This is a genomic window from Mycobacterium sp. P4_H6 (genome assembly GCF_056400845.1).
In genome coordinates, this window is record NZ_JBFUKN010000134.1 from 1 (window position 1) to 11,512 (window position 11,512).

Here is an 11,512-nt window from a genome sequence, read left to right on the forward strand (position 1 = left end):
CCACGGCATGCTCACCAACGGCGACTTCTACCGCGATCCCGGCGCGGACTACTACACAACCCGACGACCTGGCCCCACCAAGAACCACGCCATCCGACAGCTCGAAGCCCTCGGCTACCACGTCACCCTCGAAACACTCAGCGACACCGCCTAACTCAACACCAATGCCGTAAGCCATCCAGACCCGACGACCGCTCCCCAGCGTGGTCACCAAGTGTGGTCACCAATGATTTCGTAAGAACTACACAGAGAAATTTTCAGCGGCGGGAACCGGCACGCACGACCGAGCCGGACCCGCCACGACGCCGCTGCCTGCGGACCGGACAGAACCGAACCGCCAGAGCCGACGAACCGAATCGCCGTCGGGCACGGGCGACTAAGCAGCCTCTTTGTCCGCCTTCTTGGTATCGGACTTCTTCGCGTCAGCCTCGGCGTCCCCGGCGGTCGACGCGGTCGCCGCCGGCTTCTTCTTCTTGGGGGTGAACGCATTGGTGATGTCTCGCACCAGGTTCTGCAGAGGGTTCTTCTTGACCGTCGGCTTCTTCACCACCGGCGCCTCCGCCTCGACCTCGGGTTCGGCCTCAGCCTCGGACGCCGCCGGGGTTTCAGCGGGAGCCTCTGCCTCAGAGGGAGTTTCGGCCTTGGTTGGTTCCTCGGCCGCCTCGTCGGTGTCCTCGTCCTCCGGGGCCGCATGCTTGGGTGCCAGCCCGGAGTCCTCAGGGCTCTCGGCGCTCGGGTTGGCGGCATGCTTGCCCGTGGGGACGTCGCCATCGGGATCCACCGACAAAGTGACCAGTTTGGCGTCCGGGTCTGGAACCTCGCCTGCCGCCGCCGCCAGCGTGCGGGCCGCATTGGGCGACTGGCGACCCGCCTGCCCGGTGAGTCCGGCGACCAGATTGTCGAGGCCCTCCTGCAGGCCCGCGGTGAGACCGCCCAGATTCAGTCCCTTGGTGAGGGTCTGGATCAGCTTGCCCAGATTCTCCAGGACGTTGGGCGGGGCCGCGCTGGGCTTACCGCTGATGAACTCCTTGTGGAAGCCGTTTGCCAGCGAGGTCAGCACATCGTTGATGGCCCTGCCCCAGTTGACGTCCGGGAAGGACATGAACGGTGTCGCGGTGTCCGGGTCGTCCAGCGTGCGGGTGTAGGTGCCGTCCGGGTTGCGCACCACGTCGGTGTAACCGAGGTTCACCAGGCTGGTGAGCGCGGGAGCGAGCGCGTTGGCCAGCCGGATCGGGAGAGTGCCCAGCGTCCCGAAGCTCACCATGTTCAGCAGGTCACCGGCCAGATACAGCGGCTCCAACAGAGGCAGGGTGCTGGTCGCCAATGTCAGATAGATGTTGATGTTCAGCGGATTGCCGAGATCCAGTGCATCGCTGACGGTCTCCCCGACCTCTTCGAGGATCTGGTCCAGCGCACTGTCCAGCTCCACACCGCGCAGGATGTAGGACGCGCCGATGGTGCCTGCCAGCAGGTTGTTGAACAACGTGAACGGATTCGGCCAGGCCGCGAAGTCCGAGTACGGCTGGTACTGAACGGTGGCGTCCACCTTGATCGGGACAAGGTTCGCCGCACCGAGCTCGATTCCGGTGCCCAGCACCGGGATGCCGGTTCCCACGTTGGTGGCCTGCACATCCGGGGTGATCATGTCGATACCGAGCAGATCGAACAAGGGGTAGAACCGGGCGAGCATGCCGCCGTTGGCGCGGCCCACATTGTTGGCCAGGATCATCGGCAGCAGGGTCAGGCTGCCCAACGGGCCGCCGCCGTTCGCGCCGAGACGGGGCTGATTCTTCAGATCGTCCAGAACCTGCTGGTAGGCCGATCCTGCTGCCATCGCACCGAATCCCGATCCGACGACGATCGGGATACGCACCTCGATGACGTTGAGGTCGGGCAGGTTGATGTTCTCGATACCGTTGAGCACGGCGTCGATGAGGGGTCCGAGCAGAGGAATCCCGCCGACCGCGTCCCCTGCCAGATCCAGGACGCCGTCCAGCAGCTTCTCGACGCCGATGTCCAGGTACGGCGTCTGGTTGATGGTCTCGGCCACCGCGTTCGCGGTGCCGGGCGTCCAGCCCAGGTCAAGTCCGGCGAGCATCTTCAGCAAGGTGAACGGTTCGCCGGCGGTGATGATGTTGATACCGGGAATGTTCAGTCCGGCCAGATTCAGCGGATCCGAGAGGTCCAGCCCGACAAGGCCCAGGACTGCCGACAGCGTGATGTTGCCCCGGGCATCGGTGATGTTCAGCAGGTCAAGGATTCTGATGAGCAACGGCGTGACGACGCCACCCAGGATCGGTTCGAGCACCGGCCCAAGACCTATCGGAATCGCACCCAGGATGTCGTCGAGGAACGCCGTCGGGATCTGACTGAGCAGGGTCTCGATGTTCAGGCCGAAACCGCCGGCCAGATTGACGCCGGCCAGCGCCCGCTCGTAGGCCGCGATGAATTCCTGAAAGGTGTTGTAGCCGGTCTGCCCCGCGCCGCCGGTGACATCGGCCAGGCTGCCGGGCGGACCGAACGGGCTGACCGCCGCGCTCAGGTCGACCGGCTGCTCCACCACCCGTAGGTAATGCTCCTCCGGGCGCGGGATCGGAGTCGGCGCTGCCGCACCGACCGTCAGCGCCGTCGCAGTCGCCGTCGCGGCCGTGACCACGGCGATCCGCCTGGTCCGCTCCGCCACGTTCCGGTGTTTTCCAGCCATCAGCCCCACGCCTCCCCCGCTGCCCCATGCAGTTCTCAGCGGGAACTTAACATTCAAGATCGCCGCGCTGGGGCGTTTGCGGAGGTAATGATCGGCGGCGTCGATCAGGGCTGGCGCATCACGGTCCGCAGTACCCGATCCCGCACGCGCGCTGGCAAATTCGTCATCAGCGCCACCTGTAGACGCGGTCCAGCGCCGACGATGTAGCGGGGGCGCGGCCGTCTCGCGGTGAGCGCCGCGCGTACCACGTCAGATACCTTCTCGGGCGCCACCGCAAGCCTTTGCGAGATCGGCACGGACTTGCGCATTCCATCGACATGGCGCCCGTACAGCTCACGTTCGGCGGGCGTCAGCGCGGCCTCCACATCGTCGACCATGGTGCCCGCGGTCCGCCACATATCGGTGTCGGTCTGCGCCGGTTCGATCAGCACCACGGGAATCCGCCACGGGCTCAGCTCCATTCGGAGGGCATCCGCAGCCGCCTCCAACGCGAATTTCGACGCCGCGTACGCCCCGATCAGAGGAGTCGACAACCGGCCGTTCACGCTCGAGATGAACAGCACCCGGCCGCGGCCTGCCCGCAGGCGGGGCAGCACGGCCCGGGTCACCGCGAGCTGACCGACGACGTTCACGTCCAGCTGTCTGCGCCATTGCTCGCTGGTGAGAGTTTCCATCGGTCCGGCCATCACGACACCGGCGTTGTTCACCACCGCGTCCAACTGCGCGGGCAGCGCGCTGTCGAGTGCGGCGATCTGCGCGTCATCGGTGACATCGAGGATGATCGTCGAAATATGCTGTGGGTCAACAGCTGTCAGTACCGCGCCGTCTGCCTCGCTGCGCACGCCCGCGATGACATCCCAGCCGTGGGCGGCCAGTTGTTCGGCGATGGTGCGGCCGATACCCCGGCCAGCGCCGGTGACCAGGACTGTAGGCATCCGGCCAGACTATCCGTCGCCGGGAGCTGCCGGGCCGAAGGCGAAGATCAGGGCCGCCGCCGTGACGACCGCCGCGGCCAGCCCGATCGCCGGCGCCACCACGTGCAGTGTCAGCGTCGCGCCCAGCACCGCTCCCGCACACATCGTCAGCACCACGGTGTAGCGCAGCTTCTCGCGTTGTCCGGTGCCGCCGGCGATCCTGCTGTCGAACCCGATGCCGACGATGGTCTGGGTCAGCACGGTGGTGCTGAGTTCCTGGATACCGAACTGCCGGGCGGAGGCGTTCTGGATGCCGAATGCCACTGCGAGGCCGGCGATCAGGATGAGTTTGGTGTTGTCGTGGTAACGCAGCACACCGCTTCCGGCCAAGATGGCAAGGACGATCAGCAGCATGACCTCCACCGACAGCGCGACCGTCAGCCAGCGGCGCTGCGAGGAACCGAGGTGGCGTACCAGCCGTCCGCCGATGACTGCGCCGGTCACGAAGCTGAGGAAGGCCACCACCGCAGCCCACAGGTCCACCCCCGAATGCGGGACGAGCCAGAATCCCAGGAAGATGACATTGCCGGTCATGTTGGCCACGAACACATGACCGAGCACCAGCACGCTCACCGCGTCGACCAGTCCGGTCGCGAAGGTGAGCAGCAGCAGCGCCGTGACGGTCAGGCGGTGCGAGACGGGCGATTTCATGAACGCGTGCCCGGCAGCCGTCAGAGCCTGGGAGTCAGATCCAGAGAAGTGATGGCGTTCATCTGGGTGATGAGCCAGTCGGTCCCGCGTTTCTCCATGTTCAGACGGTAGGACAGGTAGCGAAGCGACGGGATGTTCTTGGTCACCGGACTGGTCGCCACCGAGTTCGTGTAGACGATCGCCGATGCGCTGTCGGTGTCCAGCGACTCCACCGCCGCGCCGAGCACCTGGGTGTTGTTGGACACCTGGGCCTGCTTGTTGGGTGCGGCGATCGCGTCGATGTATTTGCGGTACTCGGCCTGGAAATCCCCGCCGAGGAACTTGGCGGCCCGGTCCGGCAGGGTCTCCATGTCCTCAGGTGTGTAGGTCCACAGCGTCGTGATGGCATTGGCGGCGGTGCCCGCGATGTCCAGCTTCACCTGGACCAGGGCGCGGTCGGTCAGATACGGCGCCGCATTGGCCCCGGCGAAGGCGGCGGCAGCGACGAACACGGCGGCGCCGGCGACAGCCGCGACCTTCACGCCGCGACTCGGTGCACGGTGCGGCACCAACACGGGTTCGGCGGCCGCGTCATCGTCGGCCGCTGCGTCGGCAACCGCATCTTCGGTCGCGTCATCGTCGGCCGCTGCATCGTCGGTCACGGCGGCGTCTGTCGTGGGCTCGACGTCGGCGTCTGCCTCGGAGGTCAGATCACCTGAATCAGCCGGCTGATCTTCCACTGCTGTCCCTCCTTGATCGCCGTTGCCACCCAACGACTTCCGGTCTCGATGGTCTGCTTGCCGTCCGGGGTGGTGGTGGTCATCTTGGTCGCGACCAGCACATCGGCGCTGCCGTCGTCGTTCCACCGTTGCACACCCGCCTCCAGCACCTCACCGTTGGTGGGTTCGTTGCGGGCCACCTGCAGCACGATCTCGTTCTGCTTCTCGGTGAACGTCTTCACGAATTCCCCGGTGCCCTGGGCGCGTATCCGGTCGGCGTAGTCGTTGGCGTTGAACGGATCCAGCGTCGTGTAGGCCCGCATGAAGGCGCGCACATAACCCAGTGCGTCGGCATCGCGGATCTGGATCCGGCGGTCCGACTCGTGGGCAACGGTCATGAACATGGCGAGGCCCAGCGTCACGGCGACCAGCAGCGCGGAGATCCCCGCGACCAACGGCAGACCCCACCGGGGCGGCGGATCGACCGGTGCGTAGAAGTACTCCGGTGCCTCGGTGTCGACGACGCGGCGCGGGCTCATTGGCCACCCCCGGTGCGGGGCTTTGTCAGTACGGACAGATTCTGCACCTGCCACTGATCGCCGGTCTTCACGAAGTCCGCCCGCACCGTGGCGGTGATGAACCGCATGGCGTTCGGATCGCTGCCGCGCTGACCCTGCATCGCCAACAACATCGACGCGGAGCTCGTGGTCAGCGCGGGCTGCTCCAGCACCACGCCATTGACGGTCCAGTACTCGTTGGACACCAGCGGGGTCTTCTGCAGCGCCTCCTGCTGCTGGACCAGTTGTGGGCGGTAGATGTCGGTGGCCAGCGACTGCGCGCGAGCGAAGTCGTCCTTGGCGGTGTCCGGGGTGTAGCTCAGGATCTCTTCGACGATCCGGGCGCCCTGCGCGGCGATCTCGGCACGCGCGGTCTCCAGGGCGCGGTCCTGGCGATACACCATCAGATAGCCGGCGGCGGTGGCGACGGCGCACAGCAGCGTGGCGGCCACCAGCCCGATCGCCACCGGCCGGCGCAGATTCCGCTCCGGTTCCCCGACCCGGTGAACTTCGGTGCGCAGCAACAGGTCTGCGAACGTCCGGTGCCGCCGGTCCCACAGCGGCCACAGCCAGCCCAGGAACACCGCGGCGGTGTCCAGCAGATGAGCGAGGTCACGGGCCAGCAGCCGGACGGTCCCCGCGGCTGCACCGTCACGGCGCACCACCCGGATACCGGTCACGGCGCGGCCCACGGTCCAGCCGGTGATTGTCGGAAGCACCCAGCGGTTGATCATCATCGCCAGACCGGCCAGCACCGCCACCACGACGTAGACCCACCACAGCCAGCCCATCAGCGGCGCGGTCCACGCCAGCAGTGCCAGCGTGACGATCAGCGCCACACCGAAAAGTACGTCGATGCCCAGCGCGGCAGCCCGGGCACCCCACGATGCGGGTACCGCAGGCGCGGCCTGTTCGGTGCCGTCGAGCTCGTCGAGCACGGCCGTCACGTGGTGACCTGGACGAGGTTGGCGATCTTGTAGGTGCCGTCGGCGCGCTGCATGGTGACCCGCAACCGGTAGCCCTGCTCCTGATCTGCGGTCTCGGAATTCGTCACCTTGGTGCGCACGGCCACCAGCACGTCGACGGAGCCGTCGTCGTGGTGGCGTTCGACTGCGGCACGCAGGTCGGCGACCTCGACCTGAACCTTGGCGGCCTGATACGCCTCCATCATCATCGAGCTGTAGAACACGGCCTGGGCGCCGAAATCACCCGTCGCGCAATCGACGATCCTGGCCTGCGCGGCACCCATGGAAGCGGTGTCGGGTGCCTGGGTGGCCGTCACACAGTCCTTGGCCGCCTGCAGCGCCACCGCGTCATCGCGGGCGATCTGCTCGCTCTGCGCATTGGAACGCAGCAGCAGGTAGCCGCCCGCGGACAGAGCCGCGGCCGCCAGGAAGAGCACCAGACAAATGGTGACGAGCCAGCCCTGGCCGAATCGCCCGTGATTCGGTTCCTCGGTGGACTCCCCTTCCGCGAGTTCCTCGGGGGCGTCCGCTGTCGATATCTCCGCCGCCTCATCGGCAGCGGTGTCGTTCTCGTTGTCGGTGGGGTTCAGCCGGCTGGTGCCAGCATCTCCTTCCATCCGCTATCTCCTGAGCTACTCGAGTTGGTGACGGAGTACTTGACCCCATCGGGTCCGACAACCTCACCGCTGGACGGGCTGTAGACCGCCGATGGACCTGCTGCCGGAGTGTAGATGCAGGGGTTGGGTTGCTGTCCACTGCAGGTGACCGAGCCCTGGCCAGGCGGGGTCAACGGGTCACTGGTCGGCAACGTCGACTCCGGCGGCGGCAGCTGGCTGGCCGGCAGCGGGTTGACCCCGTTGTTGATCGACGGTGCCGGGATCACCTGACCGGGGTTGACCGGCTGGGTGCAGCGCGCACCCGCGGCGGGGCAGTCGACGATCTGGTTCGGGTCGCCGTACCAGGGGTTGGTGCCCAGCGGTACGTAGGGCTCCTCGCTACGGCACTCCCGCGGGGTGGCGGCCCGCTTGCCCGGCACATCCGCGCACGGGTAGTTACGCGCACCGCGGACCGCGTTGGGCGCATCCTTGGGGATCTTGCAGTACAGGCCCGACGGCAGCGGTTCGGTCTTGGTGTCGGCCGGTGACCGCCACTGCGAGGCCGGCAGGAAGCCGGTCAGACACGGCGGCGGCAGGTTGATACCGAGACCGAAGTGCAGCAGACCTTCCGGGGCGAAGATCGTCGCGGTCTGTGCGATCGCCGCGCCCTGCGGGAGCACGACGAGCACCTGCTCGACGTTCTTGTTGTACCGCTTGAGCATGTCGATGACGACCTCAAGGTTGGCCAGCGTCTGCGGCAACGACTCCCGCACATCGCTGAACACCGCGTTGAGCTGATCGGCGGTGGGTGCGGCCTGCTGCAGTCCGCTGCGCAGCGCGGCGTCCTTCTCCGCGGTCTGCGCGGTGATGGTGTTCAGGTTGGCGGCCCACTGCGAGATCGCGTCCCGGGAGTTCACCTGCGAGTCGATGATCGGCCCGGAGTTCTCGACGATGTCGGTGACCGCGGGCAGGTTCTGCCGGAAGTCGCCGGCCAGCGCCTGGGTGCCGTCGACGAGGCGTTTGAGTGACGGCCCGAGGCCGCCGACCGCCTTGGCCGTCTCGTCGAGCAGGACGCTGATCTTCTCCTCCGGCAGCGCCGCCAGGCCGCGCTGGGCCGAGTCGAGCGCCGGACCGACCTCCGCGGGCACCCGGCCCTTGGTGATGGTGTCGCCGTCCTTGAAGTACTGCCCGGTGTTCTCGGTGGAGACCAGATCGAGGAACTGCTCACCGACCGCCGACACCGAGTGCACGTTGGCGACGGTGTCGACCGGCACCTTGGTGCTGTCCTCGATGTTCATCGTCACCCGGGCGCCCTGCTCGGTGGGTTCCACCGAGAGAACCTTGCCGACCGTGGTGCCGCGGAAGGTGACGTTGGCCGTCTCGTACAGACCCGCCGAGTTCGGCAGATTCGCGTAGAGCCGGTACATGCCGATGCCGGCGTAGGCCGGCAGTCGCAGGTAGCCCAGCGACAGCACCACCAGTGCCACCACCGTCAGCGCGACGAAGATCAGCAACTGGGTCTTGATCATGCGGGTCAGCAGCATGCTCTACTCCGACCTTTCGATCAGCGGACCGCCGGGCGCGTTGTTCGGGTTCGGCGTGAAGCGCACGTCCGGGATCATCGTCGCCGGATCGCGGCCCCAGGCCTGTTCCAGTGCCCGCAGCATGCCCGAGACACCGGTTCCCGACAGGAACCCGTTGTCGATGGCACTCAGGGTGAGGTCGATGGTGACCGAGACGTTGATGTAGTCACCGCGGATCGCCTTCGGGATGTTCTCGATGTTGAACGGCACCGTCAGCAGCAGCTTGAGCGCCCCCACCAGGTACGGCGAGGCCTTCGCCAGTTCCCGCAGCGGGCGCTGCAGGTTCTTCAGGTTGGTGTTGAGGTTGGCGTTGGTGTTGCTCAACGTCTCGTCGGCGGTCGCACTCAGCCTGCCCAGTGCGGTCACCGCATCGGCGAACAGATCCTTGGTCTCGGCGAAATGTTGGATCAGCGGGGGGAACTCGGTGAGCACCCGGTCCAGCGTCTCATTGCGGTCGGCCACGATCGACAGCAGCCGATCGGTGGAATCGATGGCCCGGGTGATGTCCTGGCGCTGCTCGTTCAGCTCATAGGTGAAGGTGTCGAGCCGGTTGAGGAACTCCCGGATCTCGCCCGAGCGCCCGGTGAGGATCGCGTTGACCTCGTCGCTGATGACCTCGATGTTCGGGATGCCGCCGCCGGTGAGGATGCCCGAGATGCTGGCAAGCGTCCGCTCGATGGTCGGGAACGCCGAGGACCGCGCCAACGGGATGGTGTCCCCATTGCGCAGCGGCTCCGGCGACGGGGCCTCGTCCTCGGGCTCGTCCAGTTCTACATGCTGGGAACCCAGCAGTGAGGTCTGGCCGATACGGGCCACCGCGTTCTGCGGCAGCTCGACGCCGGGCTCCAGGTCCACCGTCAGCAGCGGCGTCCAGTTCTTCAGCTCGATCTTGCGCACCCGGCCCACGAACACGTCGGCAACCCGGACCCGGCTGTTGGCGTTGAGCGCCAACGTTTCCGGCATCTGGATGTAGATCGTCGAGTGTCCGGACTGTGTGCCGGGACCACCTGGCAACGGGACGTTGGCGATACCGCGCCACTGCCCACAACCGCTGAGCATCAGCCCGGCCGCGGCCAGCGCCACCGTCCGCGTACCCAGCTTCTTCCAATTCCGGCTCATCACGCGCCACCTGCCTCTGCGGGCAGCGGAGGCCCGGGCGGAGCGGGCACGGCGACCGCCGCGGCCGGCGGCGGATCACCGGGGATCACGCCGGGCGCCGGCATGGGCGGCGGGCCGGGCTGCGGGTACCACGGCGGCGGCAGCGGGGTGTTCTCGCTGTACGCGTTCGGCGGTCCGGGCAGGTTGCCGCCCGGCGGCACACCGAATGCCGGCGGGGCCGGCGGCGCCACGATGTCGGGCCCACCGAGCAACGCGGCCAACGAATCCGGGGTCAGCATGTTCGCGGTGAACGGCTGCACCTCGACGCCCTGCATACCCGGGGCGACGATCCAGCCCGGCTCGTGGTTGCCGTGCGAGAACAGGGTGTCACGGGAGAAGATGCCCGGCACGGTGGTGTCCTTGTAACCCGGAGGCGGTTGCAGCCGCGGCTCGGAGTACGCGATCTGCTTGGGCAGCGTCATCGCACCGGCGGCCAGGTTCGCCCCGAACGGGATGAAGTTGAACTTCATCGCATCCATCACCGGCGCCAGGTACTGCGCGCACAGCTCCGCGGACTCCTGGTAACCGAGCCGACTGCCGGCCTGGATCGAGCTGCAGATGAAGTTGAGCGGATTGGAGAAGTTCGTGACACCGGGCAACACCGGCAGACCGACGATGCCGCCCTGGTTGGGCGACACCACGTTGACGACGTTGGCCACCAGGTTCGGGTAGGCGTGCAGACCGGTCTCCAGGCCGTCACGGGGCTCGGGCTGCAGGATCGCGTTCGTCACCTCCGCCAGGTTGTTCACGTCGTTGGTGAGCGGTGTGCCGTTCTCGTCCAGGAACTTCCGGGTGGTGGCCAGCAGCGTGTCGAGGTCCTCCACCGCCGTGGCGACCTCACGGTCGGTGTTGGTGAACGAGTTGGTGAACTGCGCCAGATCGTTGTTCAGCTCCACGAACTGCTGATCGCTCTTGTGCAGCGCGTTGACGAACACGGCCAGGCTCTTCACGATTCCGACGAAGTCACCGCGGCCCTCGTTGAGCGCGGTCACCGCGTCCGAAAGACCCTTGAGCGTCTTGTTGAACTGCTCGCCCTTGCCCTCGAACCCGTCGGCGAACGATTCGACGACGTCACCGAACGGGCCCTTCGGCTGCTCCGGTGTCGGCCCGAGATCGGCCAGCAGGCGGGTGACCTGGTCGCGCAGCTCGTCGTACTCGATCGGGATCTGGGTGCGGTCCTCGTCGATGACGGCGCCGTCCTGCATCGCCGGCCCGCCGGTGTAGGGCGGTGAGATCTGGATGACCCGGGAGGCCACCAGGGACGGGTTGAGGATCGAGGCGCTGGCGTTCTCGGGGACCTTGTACTTGCTGTCCCAGTGCATGACGATCTTCATCCGTTCGCCATCGGGTTCGATCGAATCGATCGAACCGACCTTGACGCCCATGATGAGCACCTTGTCCCCGGGGTAGAGCGCCAACGCCTGCGGGAAGTAGGCGGTGACCGTGGTGGTGGTCAGCTTCTTGTAGACGTTCCAGCCCACGGCGGCGGCACCGACGGCRACCGCCAGCACGATGGCGCCCATGATGACGGCCGCTTTCGAGAGGCGCGGCAACTGGATGTTGCGAATGTTGAAGATCGTCGACATCTACTCGGCCCTATCCCTGCGATCCGGGCGGAAGAAACGG

General features: G+C 66.8%; 10 protein-coding genes. All 10 read right to left on the bottom strand.

Features of this window, described 5'->3' with window-relative positions:
• Positions 1-376 precede the first annotated feature (376 nt).
• Positions 377-2,683, bottom strand: a complete 2,307-nt coding sequence (locus AC1DTF_RS30860; protein WP_477476816.1) for a hypothetical protein — start codon at positions 2,681-2,683, stop codon at positions 377-379.
• 125 nt (positions 2,684-2,808) lie between these two features.
• Complete coding sequence (locus AC1DTF_RS30865) at positions 2,809-3,639, bottom strand: SDR family NAD(P)-dependent oxidoreductase (protein WP_057169036.1); 831 nt, start codon at positions 3,637-3,639, stop codon at positions 2,809-2,811.
• A 9-nt stretch (positions 3,640-3,648) separates the two neighbouring features.
• Complete coding sequence (locus AC1DTF_RS30870) at positions 3,649-4,329, bottom strand: YoaK family protein (RefSeq protein WP_477476817.1); 681 nt, start codon at positions 4,327-4,329, stop codon at positions 3,649-3,651.
• A 20-nt stretch (positions 4,330-4,349) separates the two neighbouring features.
• Positions 4,350-5,048 (bottom strand): mammalian cell entry protein, encoded by a 699-nt coding sequence (locus AC1DTF_RS30875; RefSeq protein WP_477476818.1) that lies wholly within the window; start codon positions 5,046-5,048, stop codon positions 4,350-4,352.
• Positions 5,015-5,566 (bottom strand): mammalian cell entry protein, encoded by a 552-nt coding sequence (locus tag AC1DTF_RS30880; RefSeq protein ID WP_477476819.1) that lies wholly within the window; start codon positions 5,564-5,566, stop codon positions 5,015-5,017. The genes AC1DTF_RS30875 and AC1DTF_RS30880 overlap by 34 nt, the downstream gene beginning before the upstream one ends.
• Complete coding sequence (locus AC1DTF_RS30885) at positions 5,563-6,531, bottom strand: RDD family protein (protein ID WP_477476820.1); 969 nt, start codon at positions 6,529-6,531, stop codon at positions 5,563-5,565. Before AC1DTF_RS30885 ends, AC1DTF_RS30880 begins: the two co-directional genes overlap by 4 nt.
• Positions 6,528-7,166, bottom strand: coding sequence for a hypothetical protein (locus AC1DTF_RS30890; protein ID WP_477476821.1), 639 nt, complete (start codon positions 7,164-7,166; stop codon positions 6,528-6,530). Before AC1DTF_RS30890 ends, AC1DTF_RS30885 begins: the two co-directional genes overlap by 4 nt.
• Positions 7,136-8,686, bottom strand: a complete 1,551-nt coding sequence (locus AC1DTF_RS30895) for an MCE family protein (protein ID WP_477476824.1) — start codon at positions 8,684-8,686, stop codon at positions 7,136-7,138. The genes AC1DTF_RS30890 and AC1DTF_RS30895 overlap by 31 nt, the downstream gene beginning before the upstream one ends.
• A 6-nt stretch (positions 8,687-8,692) precedes the next feature.
• Positions 8,693-9,847, bottom strand: a complete 1,155-nt coding sequence (locus tag AC1DTF_RS30900; protein ID WP_477476822.1) for a virulence factor Mce family protein — start codon at positions 9,845-9,847, stop codon at positions 8,693-8,695.
• Positions 9,847-11,472: a virulence factor Mce family protein gene (locus AC1DTF_RS30905; protein ID WP_477476823.1), complete on the bottom strand. Its 1,626-nt coding sequence runs from the start codon at positions 11,470-11,472 to the stop codon at positions 9,847-9,849. Before AC1DTF_RS30905 ends, AC1DTF_RS30900 begins: the two co-directional genes overlap by 1 nt.
• Positions 11,473-11,512: the final 40 nt, after the last annotated feature.